Origin of the sequence: Bradyrhizobium sp. HKCCYLS2038 (assembly GCF_051167655.1) — a bacterium.
Taxonomy (GTDB): domain Bacteria; phylum Pseudomonadota; class Alphaproteobacteria; order Rhizobiales; family Xanthobacteraceae; genus Bradyrhizobium.
In genome coordinates this window covers 496102-522548 of record NZ_JBNPTM010000003.1, presented here as the reverse complement: position 1 = coordinate 522548, position 26447 = coordinate 496102, and the positions used below count along the sequence as shown (strand labels likewise).

Here is a 26447-nt window from a genome sequence, read left to right as displayed (position 1 = left end):
CGCCGCACTTCATCAAGCTCCGGCAACTCGTTGTAATATAAAATAATATTTCTCGCCGCTCTAATCTAGAGAATTTGATCTATTTTGGATGGACAAGTCCTGAAGCGTGTGGACTTAATTAGAGTGAGTTATCTATCAATGGGTCTCCCGCAGATGTCGCGTCTCGCCCCGCTGCAATGGACGGCGCTGCTGTTGCTGTCGTCCGCGACCGCCGGCTGTGCGACCGCGCCGCTGGAGCGCGCCGGCTCGCTGAAGAATTACGATCGCCTGGCCGACGCCAACGGTCTGGTGACGCGCGCCCAGATCAAGGCCAACAAGAAGGAGCTGCTCGAGGCCAAGACGGTCCGGATCGAGCCGACCGCGTTTTCACCGCGAGGCGACGTCGCCTTCGACGAGACCGAGCGGAAGCTGGTGGCCAACGCCATCAGCCGCGAAATGTGCCTGCGGCTCAGCGAGCGTTTTCGTGTGGTCGCGCCGGACGAGGACGCCGATCTGATCGTGAAGGCGACCGTCACCCATGCAACGCCGACCAACGCGACCGCGTCCGCCGCCTCGCAGGCTGCCTCCATCGCCAAGAGCGTCGCGCTGCCGGCCGTTCCGGTGCCGGTGCCGCGCCTCCCGGTCGGTCTCGGCACTCTGTCGGTCGAGGCCGAGGCGCGCGACTTCGCCGGCTTCCAGAAGGCCGCCATGGTGTGGGCGCGCGGCGCCAATTCGGCGTCGACGGCACGCATGGCCAAGGATGGCGACGCCTATGACCTTGCGTCCGAGTTCGGTGCTGATTTCGCCAAGCTGGTGTCGACCGGCGAGTCGCCGTTTTCGGGCGTCGCTTCGTTCACGTCTTTGCCATCGGTGTCGAGCGTGCCGGCCAAGCTCGGTGGCGCCCCTAAATATGCCGCATGTGAGCAGTTTGGTCGCTTCCCGGGTCTGAAGGGATTCGTCGGCGCGGGCCTCGGCCTGCCGCCGGGCTGGACCGACAAGGGCGCGGACGAGGCCAAAACCTCGTCGCCGCCGTCCTCGCCGGAAGTCGCGAGCATGGAGCAGCAACCCGCGCGATGAAGCCCGTCATGACTTTCCGCGCCATTGTCTCGCGTTTTGCCGTCGCGCTGGTGGCGTCGCTGCAGCTGGCCGGCTGCGCCGCCATCCTGCCGCGCAACGCGGCGCCCGAGATGGCGGCCATTCGTGCCGAGCCGGTCGGCTTTCGTGACGTGCGCTATTGGGGCGACGAGCCGTCGCCGCGGATGGCGGAGGCCTCGATGCAGCGCGCCTCGGCAGAAGTGGCCGCCTCGCGTCCGCTGAACTTCCTGGCAATATCAGGCGGTGCCGAGAACGGCGCGTTCGGCGCCGGCCTGCTGGCCGGCTGGGGCGAGGCCGGCAGCCGGCCGAGCTTCGATATGGTGACGGGCGTCAGCTCCGGCGCGCTGATCGCGCCGTTCGTCTTTCTCGGCCGCGCGCACGACGACAAGCTGCGCGAGATCTTCACCGCCTATGAGCGCAAGGACATCTTCACCGTCAACATTCCAGGCCTGCTGCAGGGCTCGGCGCTGGCCGACAACACGCCGCTGTCCCGGCTGATCGAGAAATATGTCGATCGCGAATTCCTGCGCGACGTCGCGCGCGAGAGCGCGAAGGGCAGGGTGCTGCTGGTCGGCACCACCAATCTCGACGCGCAGCGCCCGGTGTTGTGGGACATGGGCCGCATCGCCGCCGCCGACACGCCCGAGGCGATCGACCTGTTCCGCCAGGTGCTGCTCGCCTCCGCCACCGTGCCCGGCGCCTTCGCGCCCGTCCGCATCAAGGTCCGGATCGGCGACAAGGATTACGACGAGCTGCATGTCGACGGCGGCGTGACGCGGCAGGTGTTCATCGGCCCCTCGGTGCTGCGCCTCGTCTCCGGCCGCGGTCCGCGGCGTAGCGTGAACGGCGCGCATCTCTATGTCATCCGCAATGCCCGCATCGATCCTCAGTTCGAGAGCGTCGGCGCCGATGTGCTCTCGGTGACGCAGCGCTCGCTGTCGACGCTGATCAAGAACCAGGGCATTGGCGACATCTACCGCATCTACTCGGTGGCGAAGTTCAACGGCATCGACTTCAACCTTGCCAGCGTGCCGACGGATTTCCAGGCGAAATCCGATGGTCCGTTCGATCGCACCTACATGACCGCGCTGTTCGATCGCGGTTTCGAGATGGGCCGCCGCGGCTATCCCTGGGTAAGGAGCCTGCCGGGCCTGCAGTCCGACGAACATGGCATCACCGCGCAACTGCCTGCGCGCACGATGGCGGCTGCGCGATGATGAGCGCGCAGCGCCGTTGCGGCGTGAGAGCCTCTGCGCGCGCGGTGCTGACCGGCGGGGCGCTGCTGATGATCCTGTCGCTCGGCGGCTGCGCGACGTCCAGCACGCCCGCGCCGGAAGCGGCCTCGGACTTTCACAACACCTACAATTATCTGCCCGTGAACGACGTGCCGCCGCATGACGACCAGCGGCCGGTGCTCTCGGTGGAGCAGCAGGAAAAGGCGCGCAAGGAGCTCGAGGCCGCCCGCGACCGCCAGCTGCCGGCGGCATTGAAGGGCACGCCGGCAAAGCCAGCGGCGGCAAAGCCAGCGGTTACGAGTCCTGCGCCAAAGTAGTTGATGATGCCGGTGAGAGATTGCGGCGCTCCAGTGACGAGCGTTTTGAGGGGCGGCGTGCGTGAGAGAGTTCCGGTGTCGACGGCACCCTCAGCTGTCGTCCCGGCGCACGCCGGGACCCATAACCACCGGCGGCAATGTTTGTCCACGATGGCAACCCAGGCTTTCTGTCCCAACAAGCATCACGCGGTATGGGTCCCGGCGTTCGCCGGGACGACGCCTGTTGGGTGTGGCGAGTAGCCGGGCAACATGGGTGGATGTCCATGATCCGCTGACGCACGTGAAGCAGGAGCAGACCTTGTGACCGACCAGACCCAGCCGACACTTTCCAAGCGCACCAATGCCGCCAAGGTCCGCAAGGCCGCGCAGCATCCGAAGCGGCCGGGTGTCGGCTGCTCGGCGGAGCCGGGCCGCTTCGTGCCGGTCGTCGACCGCAACAGATGCGAGGCCAAGGGCGACTGCATCGAGGTCTGCCCCTACGACGTCTTCGACGTCGCGCCGATCAGCGATGACGATTTCCGCGCGCTGTCCTTCCTCGGCAGGATGCGCGTCCGCTTCCACGGCATGAAGACGGCCACCACGCCGAACAGCGACCGCTGCCTCGCCTGCGGCCTGTGCGTGGTCGCCTGTCCCGAGCGCGCCATCTCTCTCGTCGAGGTCGCAGCGGACAGCAACATGACGACACGGCGCTGAACCTCGCGATCTCGCTGCGCCGATCGCATGTGCGATCAGCGAATCCTGTCGGGACGCGCAGCCTCCGTTCGGTCGCGCGTTGTCCGGATGATGCCGCTGCGGTATGAATTCCGCACGTTGCAGAGGAGGCGAGCGGCATGCTCCGCTGGTTGTGCGGCCTTGCGGCCGTGGCGTTGTGCTCGGGCCTGTCGGTCGCGGCCATGAGCGAGCCCGTCGACTGTGGCGCAGCACCGACACCGAAGTGTCTGGCGTCAGCGATTTTCAAGCTGGCGAAGACGCTGCCCGACGACAGCTACTTTCGCCGGCACGTCGCCTTTGCCGAACGGGAGCTGGCGCCGGGCAGCATCCAAGTCGCGCTCGATTATGTGCATGCCGACACTCCCGATCCGCCGCTGTGGTATGACATCAAGAGGGTCGCCGAGGCCGGCCGGTTCGATCGCGCCATCGAGCTGGCGCGGCAACGCAGCTCTGCGCTAGAGCGCCTCGGTGGTCTGCTCTCCGTGGCGGCGCACATGGCGGAGAAGGAGCCGCCGGCCCGCGCGATACAACTCGTCGATGAGGTCGAGCAGGCGTTGTCGTCGTTGGACGCCGACGAGAGAGTGGACCTCCGGAAGTTGATTTTGCACGAGGTTGGTCGGCTCAGGGCCATGCTCGGACAGATCGATCGCGCGGCGCAGCTGTTCAAGGGCGGCGGCGCGTCGTCCGTGGGCGCCTTGCTCTATCTCGCCGAAGCGTACCCAGCGGCAGCGAGCTTGCGCGAGGCGGCTTGGCAGGAGACCGAGCGCGCCAACGAGGCGTATGCCTGGCTGCTGATGCTCCATGATGCGTCCAAGCGCGGGCAGTCCGAGCTGTCGCAAGCGGTGTCTCGGATCGGCGACCGGCTGTATGACAAATCGAGTTCCGATCGTGTGATGAATGCGGTGCCGCTGGCCCGATTGCTGTCGACCGCCGGATTGCCGGAGCAGGCCGCAAAAATGATCGAGTCGTGGCCGGAGTGGATCCATGGGCAAAGACCGGTAGAACAGCTCAACATACTCAGAATTGTGATCCCGGCGTTGGTCGAGCTTGGGCGGGATCAGGATGTCGAGAGGGCAGTTCATGCCATGGATGCCCCGCGCGAACGGACCGAGTGCCTGGGCATTGCCGCAACATCGTATTTCCGCTTTGGCCGTACCGACCGTGCCGTGAGGTCCGACCGCGAGGCGTTGCTCGTCGCACAAGACGCACCCCGAGCCTCGCCGAGCGACAAGGTCGAACGAAACTCGATTCTTGAGAACCTCGCGCTCATGCGCGCCAGCCGCGGCGATGTCGAAGGTGCGCTCGATGTGGTCGCCAAGATCAGCGACGACGCGAGGATGCGTGACGTCACCTACGACGTGGTGAGACGGGCGATCGATCAGGGGAATGCAGCGGTGGCGCGTCCGGCGATCGAAGAACTGCAGCGACAGGCGCGCGCGGCGCCGGATGTTCGAATTCTATTGGAGGTCGCGAGAGCTTGGCTCGATGTCGACAATGAGCAGGACGCCCGCCGCGCGCTGGACGAGGCGATCAAGCTTGCAACGGAGCGTCCCGTGGCGCTCGACGGATACCAGGCAACCCTCGCCGCCAAGCTGAAATGGCGCACGGAAGGCCACAGCTATCCGCGGGCTATCCTTGAGTTCCTCGATCGCTTCGACGTCAAGGATTCGGCCGCCATCGACCATCTTGTCGAGGTGATGACGCCGATCTCTCCTGCAGTCGCCATCCAGCTCGCCGGCCGGCAGACCGAGACCGAGCGCCAGATCGACGAACTCGCCGTTGTCGGCCTGACCATCGCGGAAGCCGCGAAATAGCCGCTCACGCCGGCGGCTGAAAACTCTTCAGCGTGCGGGTCTTGTAGTCGTAGAGCTTGCCGGTCTCGGTCCAGGCGGGCGCGCACATCGGCACGATGAATTCGGCGACCTGCTCGGGCGTGTCGAGCGTCATCGGGTCTTCGCCGGGAAACACCGTGGCGCGCATGCGGGTGCGGATCGGACCGGGGCTGAACAGATTGACGCGGAGCGGAGTGCGCTCGGTTTCATGGGCCCAGACGCGCGCCAGGGTTTCCATCGCGGCCTTGGTCGCAGCGTAGGGACCGAGATAGGCCGGTGCCTTGGCGGCGGCGCCCGAGGTGACGAACACGGCGCGGCCGGCATCCGAGACCTTCAGCAGCGGCTCCATGCAGCGGATCAGTTGGAAGTTGGCGGTGAGGTTGACTGCGACCGCGTCGTTCCACGGCTTGAGATCGATATGGCCGAGCGGCGAGGAAGGGCCGGGCACGGCGGCGTTGCCCACGAGGATGTCGAGCTTGCCGTGGCGCTCGTGCAGCGCCGCGCCGAGCCGGGCAATGCCGTCGCTGTCGGTCATGCTGAGCGGCACCAAGGTGGCGCCGTTGCCGGTCTCCTTGCGGATCTCGTCGTCGAGCTCCTCCAGGCCGCCTTGCGTGCGGGCGACGGCCACGACATGCGCACCGGCACGGGCGAGCGCCCGCGCGGTCGCATGGCCGATGCCGCGCGAGGCGCCGGTGACGAGGGCGATGCGGTTAGTGAGGGGAAGGGTCATCAGGATGATCTCTAGGCCGTCGTCCCGGCCTAGCGCGCGATTGCGCGCCTGGCGCCGGGACCCATACTCCGCGGCGGTTATGAGGGAGTTGGCCGGTTGTGGCTAGTCCTGCCCGTCAAACAGGATTCGGTGGCTATGGGTCCCGGCGCCAGGCGCGCAATCGCGCGCCAGGCCGGGACGACGGCCAGATGGGCGCGCAAGCCAGTCACGTATCGCCGCCACCACCGCCGTAGTTGGTCTGGCCGCTCCGATCTGGCCGATCGTCCGGCGTGACCTTCAGGCCCTGGCGGAACGCGAACGCGATGAACGCGAGCAGAAGCGCACCGCCGATCGCTGCAAGGACCGGCTGGAGCATGCTCACGGCTTGAGCCTCAGCTCGCTTCCGCCAGCAGCGACAGCTGCTGCTGGGTCGGCTCGACCAGCGACTGGTCGGTGAGGTGGGTCGGGTAGGTGCCGGTGAAGCAATGGTCGGCGTATTTCGGCGCCGCGGGGTCGCGGGCCGGCTCGCCCATCGCGCGGTACATGCCGTCGATCGACAGGAACGCCAGCGAATCCGCGCCGATCAGCTCGCGCATTTCCTCGAGGGAATGCGTGGCAGCCAAGAGCCCGCCGCGATCCGGCAGATCGATGCCGTAATAGTCGGGATAGAGGATCGGCGGCGACGCCAGGCGGAAATGCACCTCGGTGGCGCCGGCGTCGCGCATCATGCGCACGATCTTGCGCGAGGTGGTGCCGCGCACCAGCGAATCGTCGATCAGGATGATGCGCTTGCCCTCGATGGCGGCGCGGTTGGCCGAGTGCTTCATGCGCACGCCGGATTCGCGGATCGCCTGGGTCGGCTGGATGAAGGTGCGGCCGACATAGTGATTGCGGATGATGCCGAGCTCGAACGGCACGCCGGAATGCTGGCTGTAGCCGATCGCTGCGGGCACGCCGGAGTCGGGCACCGGTACGACGACGTCGACCTCGGCATGGCTCTCGCGCGCGAGCTGCGCGCCGAACGCCTTGCGGACCTCGTAGACCGAGCGGCCGCCAACGATCGAGTCGGGACGCGCGAAGTAGATGTATTCGAACACGCAGGGGCGCGCCGGCTTCGGCGGGAACGGCTTGTGGCTGTGCATGCCGGCTTCGTCGAAGATCACGACCTCGCCCGGCTCGATGTCGCGGATGTAGCGCGCGCCGATCATGTCGAGCGCGCAAGTCTCGGAGGCCAGGATCGGGCAGCCGTCGAGCTCGCCGTAGACCAGCGGGCGGATGCCGAGCGGATCGCGCGCGCCGATCAGCTTCTTGTTGGTCAGGCAGACCAGCGAGTAAGCGCCTTCGAGCGCGCGCAGCGCCTCGATGAAGCGGTCGATGAAGTTGGTGCGGCGGGAATGCGCGACGAGGTGCAAGATCACCTCGGTGTCGGTGGTCGACTGCATGATGGCGCCGGCGCGCACCAGCTCGCGGCGCAGGGTGAGACCGTTGGTGAGGTTGCCGTTGTGGCCGACCGCGAAGCCGCCGGCGTTCAGCTCTGCGAACAGTGGCTGCACGTTGCGCAGGATCGTGGCGCCCGTCGTCGCGTAGCGCACATGGCCGACCGCGGCGCTGCCGGGCAGGCGTTCGATCACCTCGCGGCGGGAGAAGGTGTCGCCGACCAGGCCGAGGCGGCGTTCGCTGTGGAAGCGGGTGCCGTCATAGGAGACGATGCCGGCGGCTTCCTGGCCGCGATGCTGGAGCGCATGCAGGCCGAGCGCGGTGATGGCAGCGGCATCATTGTGCCCATAAATGCCAAACACGCCGCACTCTTCGCGCAGCGTGTCTCCGTCCAGGTCAGGGTCTCTCGTGTAGGCTTGAGGTCCGAAGTCCAGATCTGCGTGGATATCCATGTGGGCTCCGCCGGAAGAATCGTGGTGCTGGTCCATCGCGCCTCTCTTCTGGGCTTGGCTCACTTGGCCGCGGGTTTCTCGATCAGCTTCTTCAAGCTGTCGCGGGCAGGCTTGCTGTACCCATCGCCGCCCGCTGCGGGCGACTCGGTGTCAGTCTGGTCGTCGTCCGGCTTGTTCTTCTTGAATTTCTTTAAAATGGTGTTCTCGGGATCGTCAGGCAAGAGCGACATCATCCAATCCCCGGTTCCCTGCAGGACGACCCGGGACTTGGCGGCAGTAACCCAGTCCGGGCGCTGCTTGTCCGGCACCAGCCAGCTGAAGAACAGGAACGCGACCACGACGATCAGGAGGCCGCGGCCGAGGCCGAACAGGAAACCGAGGGTGCGGTCGAGCGCGCCGATGCGCGAATCGAGGATCATGTCGGAGATCTTGACCGTGATCACCGAGACGATCAGCAGCGTGCCCACGAAAGTACCGGCAACGACGACGACGCTCGCGACGGTATCGTTGTTGAAATAGGTCTTCGCGGTCGGCAGCAGCTTGGAGAATGAATAAAGCGTGACCAGGGCGGCCGCGCCCCAGGCTGCGATCGACAGGACCTCGCGCATGAAGCCGCGGACCATCGCGAGCAGCCCCGAGATCAGCATGACACCGAGCAGGATGAGATCGAGGAGCGTTATCGGCATCGGCTGCTCAGGTCCACTTCGACAGGTCCAAGGTTCGCGAATCGACGGAGGACCGATCCTCCAGATCGGAGGAGAGCAGGGTTCCCCGGTCAAGTCCGGATGCGCGTGAGATGGTCCTGCGCGCACCCGGTTGCGGCGTTGTATAGCGGCGAGTCACGCGAACGTCACGGTCCGGCTAGCCGTCCTGGCGGCGGAATCTCGCTGGTGTGGCATTTTTTTCGGCATGGCTCGGGCCGCGGCGGCCCTGTTCGGCGGCATCCCCCTCGTCGCGGACACTGTTTTGCCGGGCGCGCGGCGTGCCGCGCGCGGCGATATCGGCCACCAGCGAGGTCAGCCCGCCGACGGTATTGAGGTTCAGGCCGGCGTCGCCGCCGGCTTCGCCGCGCGCGCGCTCCGGCAGCACCACGCGCAGAAAGCCGAGCTTGGCGGCTTCTTTCAGGCGGGCCGAGGTCTGAGCGACAGGACGCACCGCGCCCGACAGCGAGATTTCGCCGAAATACACCGCGTCGGGCGGCAGCGGAGCATTCACCAGCGAGGAGACCAGCGCCGCCGCCGCGGCGAGATCGGCTGCGGGTTCGTGAATCCGAAGGCCACCGGCGACGTTGAGATAGACGTCGTGGCCCGACAGCTTGACGCCGCAATGCGCCTCCAGCACCGCCAGCACCATCGACAGCCGGCTCGGATCCCAGCCGACCACGGCGCGGCGCGGCGTGCCGAGCGAGGTCGGTGCCACCAGCGCCTGCATTTCGACCAGCACCGGACGCGTGCCCTCGATGCCGGCAAAAACGGCCGTGCCCGGGCTGCCGAGATCGCGCTCGGACAAAAACAGCTCGGAGGGATTGGTGACCTCGCGCAGGCCGAGGCCGGTCATCTCGAACACGCCGATCTCGTCGGTCGGGCCGAACCGGTTCTTGACCGCGCGCAGGATGCGGAACTGCTGCGATCCCTCGCCCTCGAACGACAGCACCGCATCGACCATGTGTTCGACGACGCGGGGGCCGGCGATCTGGCCGTCCTTGGTGACGTGGCCGACCAGGATGATGGCCGCGCCGGACTTCTTGGCGAAGCGAATCAGCTTCTGCGCCGAGGCGCGCACCTGGGTCACCGTGCCCGGCGCCGATTCGACCGTGTCGGTCCACATCGTCTGGATCGAGTCGATCACGATCAGCCGCGGCACGGCGCCCTCGGACAGCGTCGAGATGATGTCCTCGACCGAGGTCTCGGCCGCCAGCTGCACCGGCGCATCCGCCAAGCCCAGCCGCTCGGCGCGCAGCCGGACCTGGGCGACGGCTTCTTCGCCGGAGATGTAGACGGCGCGATGGCCGGCGCGTGCCATCATCGCGGTGGCCTGGGTCAGCAAGGTCGACTTGCCGATGCCGGGATCGCCGCCGACCAGCAGAATGGAGCCGCGCACAAAACCGCCGCCGGTGACGCGGTCGAGCTCGGTCATGCCCGAGGATAGCCTGGGCGCGTCGATGCTCTTGCCGGTCAGCGATTCCAGCTGGAACGTGCGGCCCTTGCGCTTGGAGCGCAGCGACACCGGCGCCGAAGTCGCGCCCGTCGTGTCCTCCTCGGCCAGCGTGTTCCACTCGCCGCAGGCCTCGCATTTGCCCTGCCAGCGCGAATAGGCCGCGCCGCAGTTCTGGCAGACGAAGGAGAGCGTGGTCTTGGCCATGTCGGGAGAATCGATGCGGTCAGGAGTGGGTGGCGTTCCATAACATACTTAGGCCCGCGGCCAGCATGATGCCATCCATGACCACGCGGAACACGTCCGGCTTCATGTGCAGAACGAAGCGCTTGGCGACGAAGGCGCCGGCCATCAGCGAGCCGCCGGCGATCAGGCCCTTCAGCAGGATGTCCGGCGTCAGCGCGCCGAAGCGCTGGAAGGTGATCGACTTCGAGACGTAGAGCCCGAGCGAACTCGCCGCCTCCGTGGCGAGGAAGGCGCCCTTCGACAGGCCGTAGAACAGGAACAGCGGCACGCTGAGCGGCCCGGTCGAGACCACGATGCCAGTCAGGTATCCGATCATCGCACCGCCGATCGCGAGGTGCCAGAGATTGGCCTTGAGGTCGTGCCGCGCCAGCCAATGGCGCGCCGGCACCATCGCCATCAGGAACAGCCCGATCGTGAGGTCGACGGCCTGCGACGGCAGGATCAGGAGCGTGCGGGCGCCGAGCGCCGCCGCCGGAATGCCGGTCACCGAATACGCCGCACACGCGCGCCAGTCGACCTCGCGCCACCATGCCAGGATGCGCGACAGGTTGGCCATGACGGCCGCCACCGCCATGATCGGCACGGCCTCCTTCGGCCCATACTCATAGGCCAGCACCGGCATCAGCATGATCGACGATCCCGTGCCGACGATGCCGGACAAGGTGCCGGCGACGAGGCCGACGGCGAGGACGAACAGAAAGCCCAAGGTTGTCGTCCTCTGCGAAGCGGCCGAGACCTCTCCACGTCATTGCGAGCGAAGCGACGCAATCCAGGGCTCCGGGTGGGACCCTGGATTGCTTCGTCGCTGCGCTCCTCGCAATGACTGAGGAGAGAGCTCGGTCGGTGGTTAACAGGTGGTTCGATGAGAATCGGAATCCGCGATGATTGTGCGTCTGCACCTTTAAAAGTTGAAGCGTATTCGTCGCATCACCTGCCGATGTTTCCGCAGCGAGGCGACGATGAGCAGACGGCCGACATCCCCGAACGTGCAGCCGCATGCGGCCGCCACCGCCGATTTCCCCTGGTTCGCCGGCGCGATGCTGGCGGTCGAGGCCAGCGAGGTGATCCGGCTGCGGCTGGAAAAGTTCGCGCGCGGCGATCAGGACTCCCCGTACGAGGCGCAGCTGATGGTCGGCGAGAAGATCGCCGCCGCGTTCGAGGCCGCCGCCAGCCTGTGCGCCGGCGCGTCGGCTGCCGCCGTCGTCGGCCGCTATCGCGAGCACGTCGCCGCCAATGCCCGGCGGCTGTCAGCCTGACAGGTCTTTCGCCTGGGCGCGCCAGTCGCGCGGGCGCGTGCCGAAGCGCTGCTTGAAGCGGCGCGTGAAATGCGACAAATCAGAAAATCCCCAGTCGAACGCGATGCGACCGATGTCGTGGCCGGCGCGCACCGGATCGCGCAGGTCCCGCGCGACGCCATCGAGCCGTCGCGCCATCACGAGCTCGGAGAAGCTGGTGCCGGCGCGCGCCAGGAGCTTGTGCACGTAGCGCTCGCTGATCCCGACGGCCGAGGCGATCGCAGCCACCGTCAGGCCCGGCTCGCGCAGCCGCTCGTGAATGGCGCGGCGCAGCGCCAATGTGGTGGCATCGGCGAATGACGCGGTCGCATGCGCCTCGCGGCGGCCGCGGCGCGAGACGCTCAGCGCGACCAGATCGAGCAGCACATCGAACAGCGCCGTGGCATCGTCGGCCGTGAGCCGCAGCGCATTGGCGTTGAGCGAGCGCGCGGTCTCGACGATCAGCGCGCCGAGGCAGGGATCGTCGGACAGCCGTGTCGGCGCGATGTCCGGAACAGTCGGCAGGCGCGCGAACAGCGCATCGGCCGGGACGCGAAACGAGATGACGCCGAGCGATGGCCCGCGATCGTGCCGTAGTTCGAAAGTGCGGTCACTGTCGAAGATGCCGACCTGTCCCGCGGACAGGCTGACCTCGCCATCGTCCTGCAAAATCGTGCAGCGCCCGGCGAGCTTGAGATTCAAATAGAAGCAGCGCTGGTCGGAGGCGGCGATGTCCATGCGCGAGCGGCGCACGATGTGCTCGGGGAAGCTGACGCGGTTGATGGCGCCATGGCCGAGGCCGATGTGCTGCACCTCCGCCGCAAAGCCCAATCCGCGCGCCGGCTCAGGCGTCAGGTTCATGAAGGCCTGGCAGATCGCCTCGCGGTAATAGGAGAACTGCTCCTCCGGCCGCACCATGGCCGTATTCCAGCTCCGCTGACGTTCCGGCTCCGCGCCCGGCATCGGTTCACTCCGAGACCATTTGGGTTCAGTTGCGGCCAAGCGCCGGTGACGCCGTGCGGCCATTGTCCTTGCACCGTCGTTCATCGTGCAAAGGAAGCGATCGATGTCAACCTACGTCCTGGTCCATGGCGCCTGGCATACCGGCGCCGAGCTCGAGCCCGTCGCGGCGCCGATCCGCGCTGCCGGCCACACCGTTCATCTGCCGACCATCCGTGGCAACCGTCCTGGCGACGCCAAGACATCGGGCCTCGACGAGGCCATCGGCTCGATCTGCGACTACTTCACAGCGCACGACATCACCGACGCCGTGCTGATGGGGCATTCCTATGGCGGCATGGTCATCACCGGCGTCGCCGACCGCATGCCCGAGCGCATCCGCCGGCTGATCTACTGGAATGCGTTCGTGCCCAACAACGGCGAATGTCTCAACGACATGGTGCCGCCGCACTACGTCGCGCTGTTCGACGCGGTCGCGGCCGAGCGCGGCGACGGCTCGGTGGTGTTGCCGTTCCCGGTCTGGCGCGAGGCCTTCATCAACGACGCTGATCTCGCCACCGCGACGCGCACCTATGAGATCCTCAATCCGCATCCGAACAAGACCTTCACAGATGCGATCAAGCTGAAGACCAATCCGGCCGAGATGGCCATCGCCAAGTCCTACATCAACTGCACCGAGGACACGGCCTTGCCGCACAGCCTGCCATGGCATCCACGCCTGTCCGGCAAGCTCGGCCTGTTCCGCCTGGTCCAGGTGCCCGGCAGTCACGAGCTGTGCTTCTCCGATCCCGGCAGGCTGGCACAGGCGATCATGGACGCCGGGCGGGACTGATCGGGCAGGGGCGCTGACCGTCAGCCGTGCAAAGAAGGGAGGTGCAAATTCCTGGTTGTGATCCACCTCACATTCGCTGGGGCCGAGACCTGACAGATTAACCTCCGATGAACGGACCCGGTTGGTCAGCAATCCCTGCTCAAGCATCGGAGATCGCAGTCATGGCCCAGCTCCATCTGTCGTCGTCAAAGGTTCTCAATACGAAAGCGCCCACGCAGAAGGGCGTGTCCAAGACCGGCTGGCTCGCGATGGCGGCCGGCGCGATCACCACCGTGTTCGCGGCGATCGGTGCCGTGAACAGCGTCATTCCCGCCGCCGCGAACGTCGGCGCCGCCGTGCTCGACACGCTGGGCCTGCCGGCCTGCCTGACCTATGCCGACCGCTTCGGCGGCACCCAGAGCAGCTTTCGCAAGGAAGGCGATCTGTGGCGCGAATATCCGCGCGGATCGGAGACGTTCAGCTACGAGTTCAAGGAGATCCGCCGCACGCGCCAGGAGATCATGCTGTGGAACGTGACGCCGCGCCCGAACGTGCCGGATGCCGCGAGCCTGGTCGTGCATCTGCCGGTGTGCGGCGGCATGGCGGTGCTGACCGAGGGGCTACCGGAGCGGACGACCAACCTCGAGCAGGTCTGGCCCGATCGCGGCTGACCCGATCAGGCTCGGCCGTGGCAAATCATGTCAGCACGATCCAGGCTGGCGCATGATCGCTGGCGCCGTCCTCGCCGCGGATGGCGCGATCGACGCCGGCCTTTTTCAGGCGCGGCGCGAGCACCGGGCTCAGCAGCAGATGATCGAGCCGGAGCCCGGCATCGCGCGGCCAGCGGTTGCGCTTGTAGTCCCAGAACGTGAACATCGGCTGCTCCGGATGCAGGGTGCGGATCGCGTCACACCAGCCCTGGTCGAGCAGCGCCTTGAAGGCGGCGCGGCTCTTCGGCTGAATCAGCGCATCCTTGTCCCACGACCGGGTCGGGTAGATGTCCTCAGGCGTCGGCGCGACGTTGTAGTCGCCGGCGAGCACGACCGGCAGATCGTCTTTGATGAAACCAGCCGCGTGCTTGCGCAGCCGCTTGAACCAGGCGAGTTTGTAGTCGAACTTCGGTCCCGGCTGCGGATTGCCGTTCGGCAGGTAGAGACAGCCGACGACGATGCCGCGCACCGCCGCCTCGATGTAGCGGGCCTCGTGATCGCCGGCATTGCCGGGCAGGGCGGTGCGCGTCAGCACCGGCTCGGCCTTGCGGGCGAGGATCGCGACGCCATTCCAGGTCTTCTGGCCCTGCCACACCGCGGCATAGCCCGCCTTCTGCAGGGCATCGGCAGGAAACTCGGCCTGGGTGCATTTCAGCTCCTGCAGGCAGACGATGTCCGGCTTGGCGGCACCGAGCCAGCCCAGCAGATTGGGGAGACGGCGTCGGACATTGTTGATGTTGAAGGTCGCGATCTTCATGATGCCGCTGCAGGGGGGAAGGGCCGGATGTTCAAGCTCGCAATCGTCATTTCGTTCACGCTGTCGCTTGGCCTCGCCGTTGCAGCCCGCGCCCAGACATTGCCGACCGACGAGCAGCGCACCGCCTGCCTGGCCGACTACAACAGGTTCTGCCCCGACATCCTGCCCGGTGGCGGTCGCATCATCGCCTGCATGATGCGGCAATACGCCCAACTTTCCGAGGCCTGCAAGAAGGTGATGGACGACGCCGTGAAGAAGGAATAGCGCGCGTCTGACCAAGAAGCGGTAAAGGACCGGCCAAGCAGTGCGGTTGGCCTGGTTGCCAGCTGACGGCAGCCCAGAAGTGGACACGTCCCGATCCAGGTGTCCCCGTCCGCGCAAATGTTGAGGAACGAATGATCGATCGAGAGGCGGCGCGATTTCTGGTCAGGGTGATCCGATCCCGATATCGCGATCACCGGACCGAACTCCGCGAGTTGCGCAAGCATATTCGGCCCGGTGACGTCGTCTGCGACATCGGCGCCAACAAGGGCAGCTTCCTGTACTGGCTGGCGCGCTGGTCGGCGCCGGGCCGCGCGATCGCGTTCGAGCCGCAGCCGGATCTCGCCGATCAGTTGTCGCGGCTGTGCACGGCCTTTTCCCTCAGCAACGTGGTGGTCGAGCGCCGCGCCGTCGATGCTGCGTCGGGCACGCGGACGCTGTTCATCCCGGACGGCCACCAGCCCGGCGCGTCGCTGCTCGAGCCCGCCGAGCCCAACCGGCCGATCGAGGTGCAGACGATTTCGCTCGACGACTATCTGCCCGCCGATCGCAACGTCTCGGCGATGAAGATCGACGTCGAAGGCGCGGAGCTCGACGTCCTCAGCGGTGCCGTGAACACGCTGCGCCGCTGCCGCCCGCTGATCGTGCTCGAATGCGACCGCCGCCTCGCCACGCTCGACAAGGTGTACGAGACGTTCGAGCTGCTGCGCGGCCTCGGCTATTCCGGCAGCTTCATCCACCGCGGCCGCCTGCTCCCGCTTTCGAGCTTCGACCCCGAGCGCCACCAGCGCACCGACGGCGAGTGGTTCTGGAAGAGCAAGGACTACTGCAACAACTTCATCTTCAGAAGCAGCGCCGCGCCGGCTTGAGATGATCCGATGATGCTGCGAGCCAATTGGCTTTGCCAATGAACCGTACAGGGCGATGGCGTGACCAATGCAACGCGCCGCGGGCGCGTTGCGAGAGCGATCACCGATTCAAGCGAGGGAAGGGGATACATGAGAACATTGCTGGCGGCGCTTTGCATGGCGGCTATGTCGACCGCGGCGTTGGCCGGATCGTTCGGCGTGCCCTATGAGAAATCCGCCTTCACGGTGACCGTCCCCGACGGCTGGAATCCAAACCATTCCGAGGACGGCGTCGACGCGGCGGCGCCGGGCAACGCGTTCTTCATGACGATCTATACGTTCGCCGGCGCCGATTGCACGGCGGCGCGCGACGACGTGGTGGCGATGCTGACCCGCAACGGCATGAGCATCGATCGCGCCTCCGCCAAGGACAGCGCGGTGCCGTTGCCCGGCCTGCAAGGCAGCGCGACGCAGTATTCCGGCTCCGAGGACAAGAAGGCCCGGCAGATCGTCGCCCTGGTTGCACCGCTGCCTGGCAAACGCTGTCTGCAGATCGCGCAATGGGGCACGCCGGACGGTTTCCAGCGCAATGCCGCGGCGGTGACCAAGATCCTCGGCTCGATCAAGCTGAGCGGAAAATAGACCATCGGCGCCGCTGGTGCCTCGCCCCGGATCGCTGCTAGGCTCGGGCTTCGTCTGCACGAGTCCGCCATGGCCAAAGCACCAGTCGCGCATCCGATCCTCTCGACCACCCGGCTGCGGCTGCGTCAGTTTCACCCGGATGACACCGACGCCATGCACCGCTGCTTCAGCGACCCGGCTGCGATGCGGTTCTGGAATCATCCGGTGCATACCAAGCCGATCGAGAGCGAGCGCGCCGTGCGCCGCTTCATCGACTGCACGCCGTCCTACTACCGGTTCTGGGCGGTGGCGGAGGCGACGAGCAACCGCTGCATCGGCATGGTCAACTATCACGACGGCCACATCCGAAGCCGGCGCGCCGCGATCGGCTACATCATCGATCCCGCCCGGCAGCGCGAGGGCATCGCGACGGAAGCGGTGTCGGCGATGATCGACCATTGCTTCGGCGACCTCGGCCTGCACCGCGTGCAGGCCTTGATCCACCCCGACAATGCCGCCTCGCGTCGCCTCGCCGAAAAGCTCGGCTTCCGCTGCGAGGGCCAGCTGCGCGACCATCTGCGCGTCGGCGAGGAATGGCGCGATGACATGCTCTATGCGCTGCTGGCGACGGATGCGCGCGGTGGAGAGCAGGCGGCGTAGAGCGCTCAACGTTGCGCGAGCTTCGAAAATGACGCGCAACTGACAGGCCAACGGGGACGGCCGCCGCTCACTCGGCCGCGAGCTTGTCCTGCGCGGCCGCGACGATCTCGTCCTGCAGGGCCGAGGGGCCGAGCGCGCGGGCCATCACCACCGTGCCGATCAGCATCGTCAGCGTCCGGATCGCTTCGCCGCGCGCCTCGCGCTCGGCTACGCCACGCGCGGCCAGGCCGGCCGCCACACGCGTGATCAGCTGCTCGGCGCCGTCGGCGAATTCGGCGCCGAGCACGTCCGGAATCCGCCCGGCATCAGCGCCGAAGCCTGCCGCCGGGCAACCGATGCCGGGGTGGGCGATGTGCTCGGCCGAGAGATAGCGCGCGACATAGGCCGCCAGCGCCGCTTCGGCTCCGCCCTTGTCCGTGTCGCGGTCGATGCCGTCGGCCATGTTGGCGAAGGCGTGCCGCGTGGCGGCCGCGAGCAGGTCGTCCTTGGAGGCGAAGTGCCGGTAGAAGCCGCCCTGCGTCATGCCGGCGGCCCCCATCACGTCGGCGATGCTCGCCCCGGCAACCCCGCGCTCGCGCAGCAGCCGTGCCGCCGTATCGACGATTTTCGCTTTGCTTTCAGCGGTTTGTTCCCGGGTTTTGCGCATCTGATCGAACCTGCCTCGTGTAGCTTGACAATTTAGCGGTCGTTCGACATCTTTGCAAATAGAGTTCGATCGTAATCTAAACAGGATCTCATCCATGACCCACCCATTGCAGCGACCGCTCGCGCAGGCCGAGCGCCTGAAGCGGGCCTACGGGTCCTACGCGGTCGTCACCGGCGCCTCCGATGGGATCGGCCGTGCCTTGGCAATGCGGCTGGCGGAGGCCGGCTTCGGCCTCGTGCTGGTCGCACGTCGCAAGGCCGTGCTGGATGCGCTCGCCGCCGAGCTCGAGCCGCATACGTCCCTCCGGCCAGTCGTGATCACAGCCGATCTCTCGGTGCCGGACGACGTCGCGCGGATCGAGCGGGAGACCGCCCATCTCGATGTCGGCCTGCTGGTCGCCGCCGCCGGCTTCGGCACCGCGGGCCCGTTCGTCGAGGGTGAGCTCGCAGCCGAGCTGAACATGATCGATGTCAACTGCCGCGCGCTGGCGCAACTCACGCATCTGTTCGGGCGCCGCTTCGCCGCGCGCCGGCGCGGCGGCATCGTCCTGATGAGCTCGCTGGTCGCGTTCCAGGGCGTGGCGCGCGTCGCCAACTACGCGGCGACCAAGGCCTTCGTGCAGAGCCTCGCCGAGGGTCTGGCGCCGGAGCTCAAGCCGCTCGGCGTCGACGTGCTGGCCTCGGCGCCGGGGCCTGTCATGAGCGGCTTCGGCCAGCGCGCCCGCATGACGATCCGCAGCGGCCAGACGCCGGACGAGGTCGCCGTCGGCACGCTCAACATGCTCGGACGGCGCACCACGGTGCGTCCCGGCTTCCTCGCCAAGGCGCTGGAGGCGAGCCTGATGCTGCTGCCGCGCTCGGCTCGTGCCGCGATGCTGGCGCGGGTGATGGCCGGCATGACGCAGGCGGCGTGAGCCGATCTTTTTCCAAAGCCCGGAGTGCGATGCCATGACGACCGACACACTGTCCTCCGTTGCCGTCGCATCACCGCGGCTTGCGGCCGCGGAGCTGCTCGATCTCGCGCGCGCCTGCGGTGCCGATGATTGCGGCCTTGCCTCCATCGACGATCCCGGCCTTGCCGAGGATCGTCCGCATATTCTCTCGGCCTTTCCCAGGACGCGCACGCTCTTGGTGCTGGTCGGACGGATGCATCGCGAACCGGTCCGCTCGCCGGCGCGCTCGGTCGCCAATCTCGAGTTTCATCGTTCCGGCGATCACATCGACGAGGTCGCGCGGGGCATCGTCCGCGCGCTCGAGGATCGCGGCATCCGCGCGCTCAATCCGGCGATGGCGTTCCCGATGGAGATGGACCGTTTCCCGGACCGCGCCTGGATCGTCTCGCACAAGCGCGCCGCCGAGGCCGCAGGCCTCGGCCGCATGGGCATCCATCGCAGCGTCATTCATCCGCGCTTCGGCAGTTTCATCCTGCTCGGCACGGTGCTGATCGCCGCCGAGGTCGATGCGGTCGCTGCTCCGCTCGACCACAATCCATGCCTCGAATGCAAGCTGTGCGTCGCGGCCTGTCCGGTCGGTGCGATCAAGCCCGACGGCGCCTTCGACTTCTCCGCCTGCCTCACCCACAATTATCAGCAGTTCATGGGCGGCTTCGTCAACTTCGTCGAGGACATCGCGGAGTCGCACTCGGCCAAGGATCTCCGCAGCCGCGTGAGCTACGCCGAGACGGTGACGCGCTGGCAGAGCCTGTCCTACGGGCCGAACTACAACGCCGCCTATTGCCTCGCCGTCTGCCCGGCAGGCCACGACGTCATCGGACCCTATCTCGCCGACCGCAAGCAGCACGTCGCAGACGTGCTCGAGCCGCTGACGCGCAGGACCGAGCCGGTCTATGTCGTCCCCGGCAGCGACGCCGCCGACTACGTCGCGCGGCGCTATCCCCACAAGACGGTCCGCTTCGTGCGGGCGAGCGTCCGTGCGACTTCGATCCGCGGCTTCCTCGACGGCATGCGCCTGACCTTCCAGCCCGGCAAGTCCAAGGGCCTGGATGCGATCTATCACTTCACCTTCACGGGCCAGGAGCCGGCCGAGGCCACCGTCACCATCCGCAATCGCCGGCTCACCGTGCAACGCGGTCATGTCGGCAAGGCCGACCTCCGCATCACCGCCGACAGCAAGGCGTGGCTACGCTTCCTCGCCAAGGAGATCTCCGTGGCCCGCCTGATCCTGACGCGCGCGCTGCGGCTGAAGGGGCCGGTGCGCCTGATGGCGGCGTTCGGGAAGTGCTTTCCGTCCTGAGCGCGGGCAGGGGACGAGGCCAGCGATCGGTGCGGGAGAGACAACGGCCCGCCTTTTCTGCTAGGCTCATGGACGTTCTGCGAGCCGCGCCACGGCCAAGCCCCCGATCCCGCATCCGATGCGCTCGCCCCCCGTCGGCGGCTGCGCCAGGATCACGATCGAGACGTCGAGGCGGTGCACCGCGGCTTGAGCGGCCCCGACGCCTGCGGCTTCGGAATGATCGGGTTGGAATCAAACGGATCGCGAGCGAGCGTGCGTGTGGAGAAGCTCCAATGGACCGCGATATCAAGGACGTCATCGGACTGCTGATGCACATCCTGGACGGCGGGGAGACCTCGCAACAGGAGCTGGACGAGCTGGGGTTCGAGGCGGAGGGCGACCTCGAAACGGCACTTAACGAAGCGTATGTGGCGCTGCGCGAGTTCGCGCGAGATCAGGACCTCAGGCGGAACGATGCCGCGGCCGATCGCGCCATGCGCGCCGGCTTGGAGCGGTGCTTGACCAGGATCGTGACCGCGTCGGATCCCGCGCCGAAGTTCGCCTGAACGGACTGCTTCGCAGTTCGCCACAGCTTCAACCATCGGCACGACCTCGCCGCAGCGGAAAGAGAAATTTGCAGCTTCGAGGAGATCTTGCCGGGATTTTGGTGACGGAGCATAAAACTCTTGGCAAGTTTTGTGCACTGTCACCAGAATTCTGTTTGTCTGAGATCAGCAGAGCGCACTGTTTGCCGGAACTGATAGTTGGAAGAAGAGGACGTTGCCTCATCATTTGTTGATGCAGGCGGTCTCGACGCGGACGGTGCAACCTCTCCCCGCTCTTTGCGGGGAGAGGTCGGATTGCGTAGCAATCCGGGTGAGGGGCATGGCACATATGAAGCCAAGTCACAGGTCCATCGGATTCGCAGATTCGCTCGACGTGCTGACCGTCGCTCCATCGATCGACTCAAGTGCCCCAGATCAGCACTTCCCGTGCCGCTGCCCCTCACCCCGACCCTCTCCCCGTGAAGAACGGGGAGAGGGAGTGCACCGTGCTCGCGGAGACTGATAGTTTGAGAGACGGCGCTACCTTCGTCATTGTTAGCTCAGTCTCCTCGACACGGACGGCGCAACCTCGCTCCGCCCTTTGCGGGGAGAGGTCGGATTGCGCAGCAATCCGGGTGAGGGGCATGGCACATAGGAAGCCAAGTCACAGGTCCATCGGATTCGCAGATTCGCTCGACGTGGATGCGGACCGTCGGTCCATCGATCAATTCGACTGCCCCAGATCAGCACTTCCCGTGCTGCCCCCTCACCCCAAGCCTCTCCCCGTGAAGAACGGGTGAAGAACGGGGAGAGGGGGCGCACCGTGCTCGCGGATGCTGATAGCAGACGCTGCGCGCAAGGAAGAGCTTTGTTCACATGGCGCTGTCGGAACGGCGATCCAGATGAACCGGCTCTCCTTCGATCTGGTGGTCGTCATTCGGCGGCGTGCCTTGGTGCGATGGAAGTCCCGAGCTGGTGCCGTCGCTAGCTTCCGAGGCTGTCGCGGCAGCCGGCGTGTCAACCGATTGCTCCTCCGCCGACGTTGAAGCTGGTTGCGGCGGATCGTCGTCCCGAGAGCCGCGGAGACGCCGGTGCAGCTTCTCGCCCTGATCGAAGATGATCCCGAGCAACCAGCCCGCGATCGGTCGCGCGATCGCACGAAACGATCGGGCGATGATGAACCCGCCTTTGACGTTTTCGATCGGAAAGGTCAGCGCGTTGACCAGCGTGTCGGCGGTGACGTGCCGATAATTGTTCGCCAGATGCTCGGAATTGATCAGCATCTGGATGGCCGGCTTGTCGTCCGCGGCGCTGACCAGGATCTTCGAGAAGAATTTGCCGTCCGCACCGCTCAACTCATTGGCCGTTGCCACTGCGACGGGATGCAGCCGCACCACGCTGGCTTCGGTCTCCTTGCGGTAATGCAGGGCAATGGTGAGCTCGCCCATCTGCACCGCGGCCAGCAAGGTTTCGAGAAAATCGGCATTCACGTCGGGGCGGTCGAAGGTGACGCCTGGGACCATTTCGATGATATCGAGAATCCTGCCGAGATCGGCCGCCGCGGCTGCGCGAGTCGCCAGACTGGCAGCGAGATCGGCAATGGCGCTGGACGCTCGCGCAAACTGTCCGCTGACGCTTTTCGCAGCGCCTGTCGCGATGTCTTTGAGTTTGGAGAACACGCCTCATCCCTTCGGTGAACGTCCGGCAGGGCTATTGTAACGATGCTGCCCCGTGGGCCGCCATCAGCATCCGCTCGACAATCGCATCGAACTCTTCCTTTGCAATTGCATCGGTTGCAGCCATTTCGTCGTACGTTTTTCGGTAAGGCTCCCACCAGTGGTGGTGAAGTCCCTCGCGGTGCAGAACCCGAGCGGCAGCCTCGACCTGTGCCAGTGAAGGGCGCCACATGCGCGATATCTCCTGAGCCGCGTGGTGAAGTTGCCTGGTCCGGCCGATCCGACTGAAGTCTTTCGCCCGGCTCGTTTGATTTGGAGGGCAGGCTTGATCGTTGCAAGAGCTGGTTTCTGGCTAGGAGGCTGCGTCGAGATGCTAAATTCATGAACGATCTCAACGCGACTCGTTCTGTCCAGTCCTGCCGCCAGAAATTTTTGACTTTTGTTTTTCCGAAGATCATGATTGTATGTCGCCGTCCCGCCTCGGCACGAGGGGCGTATCGCGATCGTCATGACACGCGGGGTGGGATGCGGTGGGCGCTTCGGGTCGCAGCATGGCTTGGCCGTGCGGACGAACGGTCCTGAGTGCACGTCGAAAACGTATGGTCCTGGCATCTCGACGCTGATGCTACGCCGATGGTGATGATGATCCACGGGTCACGGGGGCAAGACAGCCGATCCCCGGGGAGAGTACGCATAAGACGTAAGCCATCGCGCAGGGAATGCCGGTTGACCGGCTGGACCTGTGGTGACTGCCGCCTGCTTTTTTTCTGCAGGCGGGCCATGGGTTGCGGCCAGCACCCGGCATTCCCTGCGCCCTCGTTCTGAGAAGAGGGTGAAAACGAGATGCAAGCCTCGGGCGTTTACTGCCGCGAGAACGATGGTGCGCGTCCGAACACCGCGGGTGCCTCGCCAGCACTCATCCAGGTGATGGCAGCGGGTGTTGCTGCGCATGTTTGCCGATATCCATCAGCCCGTCATTGCGAGCGCAGCGAAGCAATCCAGGGTGGTGTGCGTAGCCCTGGATTGCTTCGCTGCGCTCGCAATGACGGCGGGGAGGCAGTGGTGCGCGCATTATGCAGAAGAGCGGCGCGATCAGCTCTCCGCGGGCGCGGCGCCACCCTTGTAGATGCGGTGATAGCGCCGTCCCAGATTGGTCAGGACTTCGTAGCCGATGGTGCCGAAATGATGCGCGAGTTCGTCGACGGTGATGCCTTCGCCGAGCAGGGTCGCGAAGTGGCCGCGGCGGGCGGCTTTCGGCGGCAGTTCGGTGACGTCGACCGCGATCAGGTCCATCGAGATGCGGCCGGCGATCGGGCAGCGTTGGCCGGCGATGATGACGTCGGCGCCGCGGGTGCCGTCGTTGGAAGACGCGGCGCGGAAATAGCCGTCGGCATAGCCGGCCGAGAGGATCGCGATCTTAGTCGGCCGGCGCGCCGTCCAGGTGCCGCCATAGCCGACGGCATCGCCGCGCGCGAGGTCGCGCAGCTGCACGATGCGGGCCTTGATCTCGGCGACCGGCTGCATCGGATTGTCGGCCTCCGGCGTCGGGTTGACGCCGTAGAGTGCAGCACCCGGCCGCACCATGTCGAACTGGAAGGAGGCACCGAGGAAGATGCCGGAGGACGCCGCGAGCGCGGCCGGCACGCCGGTGAAGACGCTCGCGACCTCGCGGAAGGTGGCGAGCTGGCGCGCATTCGACGGGCTGTTGATCTGCTCGGCGGAGGCGAGGTGACTCATCACCAGGGTGATGCCGTGATCACCGCTCTGGATGCGCGGGATCATGCCTTGCGCGTCGATCGGGCTGAGGCCGAGCCGGTTCATGCCGGTATCGACGTGAATGGCGGCGCCGCCCTTCCAGCCGGTGCGGCGGCAGAACATGTCCCATTCGGCGAGCTCGTTGAGATCGCCGATCACCGGGCGGCAGTTGATCGCGGCGTAGTCCTCGCCGGTGTTCTGGAAGAAGCCGTCGAGCACGTAAAGTGCGGCGGTATCGGGCAGGGCGCTGCGGGCGACCTTGGCCTCGGCAAGGGTGGCGACGAAGAAGGTCTTGCAGCCGGCGGCCGCGAGCGTGCGCGCCACCTGCGGGATGCCGCAGCCATAGGCGTCGGCCTTGATCACGCCGGCGCATTCGGCGGGGACTGCGGTCTTTTCCAGCTTGCGCCAGTTGGCGGCGAGCGCATCGAGATCGATGGTCAGCACGCCGGTGGCGCTGGCGGGGATCGCATCATCGGCTGCCGAGATGGTCTGCCCAGCGACAGCCGCCTCGGCAGGTTTCTGTTCGGGAACACTCATATGGCGGTTGTACGCGCCGGAGCGCCCCGGTTCAACCGCACACGGTCAATAGTCGTGATGCTGCGGCGGCAGGCCGTCATGGGCGAGATCGCCGAAGCGCGTGACCGAGGCGTCGAAGTGCAGCTCGACGGTTCCGGTCGGACCGTGACGCTGCTTGCCGATGATCACCTCGGCCTTGCCGAGCGCCAGATCCATTTCCATCTGCCACTTCTGGTGTTCCTCGGTGCCGGGACGCGGCTCCTTGGCGGCGAGGTAGTATTCGCCGCGGTACACGAACAGCACGACGTCGGCGTCCTGCTCGATCGAGCCGGATTCACGCAGGTCCGACAGCTGCGGCCGCTTGTCCTCGCGGTTTTCGACCTGACGCGACAGCTGCGAGAGCGCGATGATGGGAACGCTGAGCTCCTTGGCCAGCGCCTTCAGGCTTGTGGTGATCTCGGTGATTTCCTGCACGCGATTGTCGTTGCCGCGCTTGCCCGAGCCCGACAGCAGCTGGATGTAGTCGATCACCAGGAGATCGAGCCCCTTCTGGCGCTTCAGGCGGCGGGCGCGCGCCATCACCTGCGAGATCGAGATGCCGCCGGTTTCGTCGACATAGAACGGCAGCGACTGCAGCTCGATCGAGCACTCGCGCAGCTTCTCGAAATCGGCTTCCGTGATGCCGCCGCGGCGGATCATGCTCGACGGAATGCCGCTGCGCTCGGCAACGATACGGGTGGCGAGCTGCTCGCCGCTCATTTCGCAGGAGAAGAACCCGACCACGCCGCCCTGCGCGGCCCGATAGGTGCCGTCAGGCTGCAATTCGGGGACATAGGCCTGGGCGACATTGTAGGCGATGTTGGTGGCGAGCGAGGTCTTGCCCATGCCAGGACGGCCGGCGAGGATGATCAAGTCGGAGTGCTGCAGGCCGCCCATCTTGGCGTCGAGGTCGCGCAGGCCGGTCGAGATGCCGGACAGCTTGCCGTCACGCTGGAACGCCTTGGCGGCCATGTCGAGCGCGACAGTCAGCGCCTGCGAGAATTTCTGGAACCCGCCGTCATAGCGGCCGGATTCGGCGAGCTCGTACAGCCTTCGCTCGGCGTCCTCGATCTGGTTGCGCGGCGCGAAGTCGACCGGCGCATCATAGGCGACGTTGACCATGTCCTCGCCGATGCCGATCAGGTCGCGGCGCAACGACAGATCGTAGATGGTGCGGCCATAGTCCTGCGCGTTGATGATCGTGGTCGCTTCGGCAGCGAGTCGCGCCAGATACTGGCCGACGGTCATGCCGCCGAGATCGACGTCGGCCGGCAGGAAGGTCTTCAACGTGACGGGCGTCGCGATCTTGCCCATCCGGATCAGGCTCGAGGCGGTCTCGAAGATGGTCTGGTGCAGCGGCTCGAAGAAATGCTTCGGCTCGAGGAAGTCCGAGACGCGATAGAACGCATCATTGTTGACGAGAATGGCGCCGAGCAAACCCTGCTCCGCCTCGATGTTGTGAGGCGCGCTGCGATAGGCCGGCGCAGCGGCGTCCGTGGGAGCCAGCTTGTGAACGTTCGAATCGGTCAATGCCATGGATGCGTGTTTAGCAGCTTTGAAGGGGAGGGGATAAAGCGCCAGTCGCGCGCGAAGCGAAAGCGAAACGTGGCCTCTATTCACCGTCTGCTAAATCTGGTGGATGAATCCGGACTCGCCAGATGCCGTGCTTGACGGGAACAGGCGGACTCGGCGCCGCGGAGGGAGAAGCGGAACTGCGGTGCAATCACGCCGCGAGAGCGGCGGCATGCAAAATCACGCCGCAGCGGTCACGACCGGCGGCGCTGAGGCTGTGGTCTTTTTTACGCGATGCGTCAGATCAGCAGCAGATAGAGCAGGGCAATGAGCGAAGCGCCCACACCGGCGGCGATCAGCGCATAATCGGTGCTGAGGTCGGTCTTGGGTTCCAGCATGGCTCGGATGGGGCTCTGGGTCATGCCGGGACACTACGGCCGGAAGACCCCGGGATCTGT

Annotated in this window: 29 protein-coding genes; 15 read left to right on the top strand and 14 right to left on the bottom strand. The window is 66.2% G+C overall.

From position 1 onward, the window contains the following. Positions 1-153: 153 nt before the first annotated feature. The 5 genes from ACQR1I_RS16175 to ACQR1I_RS16155 all read left to right on the top strand — a co-directional run bounded on the left by ACQR1I_RS16175 (position 154) and on the right by ACQR1I_RS16155 (position 5151). Complete coding sequence (locus ACQR1I_RS16175) at positions 154-1056, top strand: DUF3313 family protein (protein ID WP_434866955.1); 903 nt, start codon at positions 154-156, stop codon at positions 1054-1056. Next, positions 1053-2291 carry a patatin-like phospholipase family protein gene (locus ACQR1I_RS16170; protein WP_434866956.1) on the top strand — a complete coding sequence of 413 codons (1239 nt, stop codon included), beginning with the start codon at positions 1053-1055 and terminating at the stop codon, positions 2289-2291. The genes ACQR1I_RS16175 and ACQR1I_RS16170 overlap by 4 nt, the downstream gene beginning before the upstream one ends. After that, positions 2288-2626, top strand: coding sequence for a hypothetical protein (locus ACQR1I_RS16165; RefSeq protein WP_434888744.1), 339 nt, complete (start codon positions 2288-2290; stop codon positions 2624-2626). Before ACQR1I_RS16170 ends, ACQR1I_RS16165 begins: the two co-directional genes overlap by 4 nt. A 300-nt stretch (positions 2627-2926) precedes the next feature. Continuing rightward, positions 2927-3319, top strand: a complete 393-nt coding sequence (locus ACQR1I_RS16160) for a 4Fe-4S binding protein (RefSeq protein WP_434866958.1) — start codon at positions 2927-2929, stop codon at positions 3317-3319. A gap of 200 nt (positions 3320-3519) precedes the next feature. Further along, positions 3520-5151 (top strand): hypothetical protein, encoded by a 1632-nt coding sequence (locus tag ACQR1I_RS16155; protein ID WP_434866959.1) that lies wholly within the window; start codon positions 3520-3522, stop codon positions 5149-5151. Between the two features lie 4 nt (positions 5152-5155). On the opposite strand, the gene ACQR1I_RS16150 is transcribed toward ACQR1I_RS16155, so the two are convergent. From ACQR1I_RS16150 to ACQR1I_RS16125, 6 genes are all read right to left on the bottom strand, one after another. Beyond that, positions 5156-5899, bottom strand: coding sequence for an SDR family NAD(P)-dependent oxidoreductase (locus tag ACQR1I_RS16150; protein ID WP_434866960.1), 744 nt, complete (start codon positions 5897-5899; stop codon positions 5156-5158). A gap of 205 nt (positions 5900-6104) precedes the next feature. After that, positions 6105-6260 carry a hypothetical protein gene (locus ACQR1I_RS16145; protein ID WP_434867451.1) on the bottom strand — a complete coding sequence of 52 codons (156 nt, stop codon included), beginning with the start codon at positions 6258-6260 and terminating at the stop codon, positions 6105-6107. 10 nt (positions 6261-6270) lie between these two features. Then, positions 6271-7767 (bottom strand): amidophosphoribosyltransferase, encoded by a 1497-nt coding sequence (gene purF / locus ACQR1I_RS16140; protein ID WP_434866961.1) that lies wholly within the window; start codon positions 7765-7767, stop codon positions 6271-6273. A gap of 59 nt (positions 7768-7826) precedes the next feature. Next, positions 7827-8453 (bottom strand): CvpA family protein, encoded by a 627-nt coding sequence (locus ACQR1I_RS16135; protein ID WP_434866962.1) that lies wholly within the window; start codon positions 8451-8453, stop codon positions 7827-7829. 175 nt (positions 8454-8628) lie between these two features. Beyond that, entirely contained in the window at positions 8629-10128 is a 1500-nt protein-coding gene (radA, locus tag ACQR1I_RS16130) for a DNA repair protein RadA (protein ID WP_434866963.1), read from the bottom strand. A 19-nt stretch (positions 10129-10147) separates the two neighbouring features. Then, a complete protein-coding gene (locus ACQR1I_RS16125) occupies positions 10148-10873 on the bottom strand; it encodes a sulfite exporter TauE/SafE family protein (RefSeq protein ID WP_434866964.1) in 726 nt (241 codons plus the stop codon). A gap of 253 nt (positions 10874-11126) precedes the next feature. Here ACQR1I_RS16125 and ACQR1I_RS16120 point away from each other — a divergent pair, with 253 nt between their 5' ends. Beyond that, positions 11127-11423 (top strand): hypothetical protein, encoded by a 297-nt coding sequence (locus ACQR1I_RS16120; RefSeq protein WP_434866965.1) that lies wholly within the window; start codon positions 11127-11129, stop codon positions 11421-11423. Here the strand turns inward: ACQR1I_RS16120 and ACQR1I_RS16115 are convergent. Next, positions 11415-12404: a helix-turn-helix domain-containing protein gene (locus ACQR1I_RS16115; protein ID WP_434866966.1), complete on the bottom strand. Its 990-nt coding sequence runs from the start codon at positions 12402-12404 to the stop codon at positions 11415-11417. The two genes, ACQR1I_RS16120 and ACQR1I_RS16115, sit on opposite strands and share 9 nt — an antisense overlap. Before the next feature lie 103 nt (positions 12405-12507). Between ACQR1I_RS16115 and ACQR1I_RS16110 the strand changes: the two genes are divergently transcribed. Then, positions 12508-13233, top strand: a complete 726-nt coding sequence (locus tag ACQR1I_RS16110) for an alpha/beta fold hydrolase (protein WP_434866967.1) — start codon at positions 12508-12510, stop codon at positions 13231-13233. Positions 13234-13394: 161 nt separating this feature from the next. Then, positions 13395-13883, top strand: a complete 489-nt coding sequence (locus ACQR1I_RS16105; RefSeq protein ID WP_434866968.1) for a hypothetical protein — start codon at positions 13395-13397, stop codon at positions 13881-13883. A 25-nt stretch (positions 13884-13908) separates the two neighbouring features. On the opposite strand, the gene ACQR1I_RS16100 is transcribed toward ACQR1I_RS16105, so the two are convergent. Then, positions 13909-14679, bottom strand: a complete 771-nt coding sequence (locus ACQR1I_RS16100) for an exodeoxyribonuclease III (protein ID WP_434866969.1) — start codon at positions 14677-14679, stop codon at positions 13909-13911. A 27-nt stretch (positions 14680-14706) separates the two neighbouring features. On the opposite strand from ACQR1I_RS16100, the gene ACQR1I_RS16095 reads away from it, so the two are divergent. The 4 genes from ACQR1I_RS16095 to ACQR1I_RS16080 all read left to right on the top strand — a co-directional run bounded on the left by ACQR1I_RS16095 (position 14707) and on the right by ACQR1I_RS16080 (position 17069). Next, the gene (locus tag ACQR1I_RS16095; protein WP_434866970.1) at positions 14707-14943 is read left to right on the top strand and encodes a cysteine rich repeat-containing protein; all 237 of its coding nucleotides are present in this window, start codon (positions 14707-14709) and stop codon (positions 14941-14943) included. Between the two features lie 131 nt (positions 14944-15074). Next, the gene (locus tag ACQR1I_RS16090; protein WP_434866971.1) at positions 15075-15809 is read left to right on the top strand and encodes an FkbM family methyltransferase; all 735 of its coding nucleotides are present in this window, start codon (positions 15075-15077) and stop codon (positions 15807-15809) included. Between the two features lie 129 nt (positions 15810-15938). Beyond that, positions 15939-16430: a hypothetical protein gene (locus ACQR1I_RS16085; protein WP_434866972.1), complete on the top strand. Its 492-nt coding sequence runs from the start codon at positions 15939-15941 to the stop codon at positions 16428-16430. A gap of 69 nt (positions 16431-16499) precedes the next feature. Continuing rightward, positions 16500-17069, top strand: a complete 570-nt coding sequence (locus ACQR1I_RS16080) for a GNAT family N-acetyltransferase (RefSeq protein ID WP_434866973.1) — start codon at positions 16500-16502, stop codon at positions 17067-17069. 67 nt (positions 17070-17136) lie between these two features. Here the strand turns inward: ACQR1I_RS16080 and ACQR1I_RS16075 are convergent, their stop codons facing one another. Then, complete coding sequence (locus ACQR1I_RS16075; protein WP_434866974.1) at positions 17137-17811, bottom strand: TetR/AcrR family transcriptional regulator; 675 nt, start codon at positions 17809-17811, stop codon at positions 17137-17139. Between ACQR1I_RS16075 and ACQR1I_RS16070 the strand changes: the two genes are divergently transcribed. The 3 genes from ACQR1I_RS16070 (at position 17810) to ACQR1I_RS16060 (ending at position 20512) form a co-directional block, all read left to right on the top strand. Then, entirely contained in the window at positions 17810-18628 is an 819-nt protein-coding gene (locus ACQR1I_RS16070) for an SDR family NAD(P)-dependent oxidoreductase (protein WP_434866975.1), read from the top strand. The genes ACQR1I_RS16075 and ACQR1I_RS16070 overlap by 2 nt on opposite strands. Before the next feature lie 34 nt (positions 18629-18662). Further along, positions 18663-19967, top strand: a complete 1305-nt coding sequence (locus tag ACQR1I_RS16065) for an SCP2 sterol-binding domain-containing protein (RefSeq protein ID WP_434866976.1) — start codon at positions 18663-18665, stop codon at positions 19965-19967. Positions 19968-20239: 272 nt separating this feature from the next. Beyond that, entirely contained in the window at positions 20240-20512 is a 273-nt protein-coding gene (locus ACQR1I_RS16060) for a hypothetical protein (RefSeq protein ID WP_434866977.1), read from the top strand. An 851-nt stretch (positions 20513-21363) separates the two neighbouring features. On the opposite strand, the gene ACQR1I_RS16055 is transcribed toward ACQR1I_RS16060, so the two are convergent. The 5 genes from ACQR1I_RS16055 to ACQR1I_RS16035 all read right to left on the bottom strand — a co-directional run bounded on the left by ACQR1I_RS16055 (position 21364) and on the right by ACQR1I_RS16035 (position 26411). Beyond that, a complete protein-coding gene (locus tag ACQR1I_RS16055; RefSeq protein ID WP_434866978.1) occupies positions 21364-22170 on the bottom strand; it encodes a hypothetical protein in 807 nt (268 codons plus the stop codon). Positions 22171-22201: 31 nt separating this feature from the next. Beyond that, complete coding sequence (locus tag ACQR1I_RS16050) at positions 22202-22399, bottom strand: hypothetical protein (protein WP_434866979.1); 198 nt, start codon at positions 22397-22399, stop codon at positions 22202-22204. Positions 22400-23259: 860 nt separating this feature from the next. After that, on the bottom strand, positions 23260-24459 hold the full coding sequence (gene alr, locus ACQR1I_RS16045) for an alanine racemase (RefSeq protein ID WP_434866980.1): 1200 nt from the start codon (positions 24457-24459) through the stop codon (positions 23260-23262). A 45-nt stretch (positions 24460-24504) separates the two neighbouring features. Further along, positions 24505-26013 (bottom strand): replicative DNA helicase, encoded by a 1509-nt coding sequence (locus ACQR1I_RS16040; protein ID WP_434866981.1) that lies wholly within the window; start codon positions 26011-26013, stop codon positions 24505-24507. Positions 26014-26288: 275 nt separating this feature from the next. Next, the gene (locus ACQR1I_RS16035) at positions 26289-26411 is read right to left on the bottom strand and encodes a hypothetical protein (protein ID WP_434867452.1); all 123 of its coding nucleotides are present in this window, start codon (positions 26409-26411) and stop codon (positions 26289-26291) included. Positions 26412-26447: the final 36 nt, after the last annotated feature.

Coding starts and splice junctions, on each gene's coding strand:
- ACQR1I_RS16175 (WP_434866955.1), top strand. CDS start 154: ATGTCGCGTCTCGCCCCGCTGCAATGGACGGCGCTGCTGTTGCTGTCG.
- ACQR1I_RS16095 (WP_434866970.1), top strand. CDS start 14,707: ATGTTCAAGCTCGCAATCGTCATTTCGTTCACGCTGTCGCTTGGCCTC.
- alr (WP_434866980.1), bottom strand. CDS start 24,459: ATGAGTGTTCCCGAACAGAAACCTGCCGAGGCGGCTGTCGCTGGGCAG.
- ACQR1I_RS16060 (WP_434866977.1), top strand. CDS start 20,240: ATGGACCGCGATATCAAGGACGTCATCGGACTGCTGATGCACATCCTG.
- ACQR1I_RS16170 (WP_434866956.1), top strand. CDS start 1,053: ATGAAGCCCGTCATGACTTTCCGCGCCATTGTCTCGCGTTTTGCCGTC.
- purF (WP_434866961.1), bottom strand. CDS start 7,767: ATGGATATCCACGCAGATCTGGACTTCGGACCTCAAGCCTACACGAGA.
- ACQR1I_RS16100 (WP_434866969.1), bottom strand. CDS start 14,679: ATGAAGATCGCGACCTTCAACATCAACAATGTCCGACGCCGTCTCCCC.
- ACQR1I_RS16085 (WP_434866972.1), top strand. CDS start 15,939: ATGAGAACATTGCTGGCGGCGCTTTGCATGGCGGCTATGTCGACCGCG.
- ACQR1I_RS16105 (WP_434866968.1), top strand. CDS start 13,395: ATGGCCCAGCTCCATCTGTCGTCGTCAAAGGTTCTCAATACGAAAGCG.
- ACQR1I_RS16165 (WP_434888744.1), top strand. CDS start 2,288: ATGATGAGCGCGCAGCGCCGTTGCGGCGTGAGAGCCTCTGCGCGCGCG.
- ACQR1I_RS16090 (WP_434866971.1), top strand. CDS start 15,075: ATGATCGATCGAGAGGCGGCGCGATTTCTGGTCAGGGTGATCCGATCC.
- ACQR1I_RS16155 (WP_434866959.1), top strand. CDS start 3,520: ATGAGCGAGCCCGTCGACTGTGGCGCAGCACCGACACCGAAGTGTCTG.
- ACQR1I_RS16040 (WP_434866981.1), bottom strand. CDS start 26,013: ATGGCATTGACCGATTCGAACGTTCACAAGCTGGCTCCCACGGACGCC.
- ACQR1I_RS16110 (WP_434866967.1), top strand. CDS start 12,508: ATGTCAACCTACGTCCTGGTCCATGGCGCCTGGCATACCGGCGCCGAG.
- ACQR1I_RS16120 (WP_434866965.1), top strand. CDS start 11,127: ATGAGCAGACGGCCGACATCCCCGAACGTGCAGCCGCATGCGGCCGCC.
- ACQR1I_RS16070 (WP_434866975.1), top strand. CDS start 17,810: ATGACCCACCCATTGCAGCGACCGCTCGCGCAGGCCGAGCGCCTGAAG.
- ACQR1I_RS16065 (WP_434866976.1), top strand. CDS start 18,663: ATGACGACCGACACACTGTCCTCCGTTGCCGTCGCATCACCGCGGCTT.
- ACQR1I_RS16050 (WP_434866979.1), bottom strand. CDS start 22,399: ATGTGGCGCCCTTCACTGGCACAGGTCGAGGCTGCCGCTCGGGTTCTG.
- ACQR1I_RS16075 (WP_434866974.1), bottom strand. CDS start 17,811: ATGGATGAGATCCTGTTTAGATTACGATCGAACTCTATTTGCAAAGAT.
- ACQR1I_RS16115 (WP_434866966.1), bottom strand. CDS start 12,404: ATGCCGGGCGCGGAGCCGGAACGTCAGCGGAGCTGGAATACGGCCATG.
- radA (WP_434866963.1), bottom strand. CDS start 10,128: ATGGCCAAGACCACGCTCTCCTTCGTCTGCCAGAACTGCGGCGCGGCC.
- ACQR1I_RS16150 (WP_434866960.1), bottom strand. CDS start 5,899: ATGACCCTTCCCCTCACTAACCGCATCGCCCTCGTCACCGGCGCCTCG.
- ACQR1I_RS16035 (WP_434867452.1), bottom strand. CDS start 26,411: ATGACCCAGAGCCCCATCCGAGCCATGCTGGAACCCAAGACCGACCTC.
- ACQR1I_RS16135 (WP_434866962.1), bottom strand. CDS start 8,453: ATGCCGATAACGCTCCTCGATCTCATCCTGCTCGGTGTCATGCTGATC.
- ACQR1I_RS16080 (WP_434866973.1), top strand. CDS start 16,500: ATGGCCAAAGCACCAGTCGCGCATCCGATCCTCTCGACCACCCGGCTG.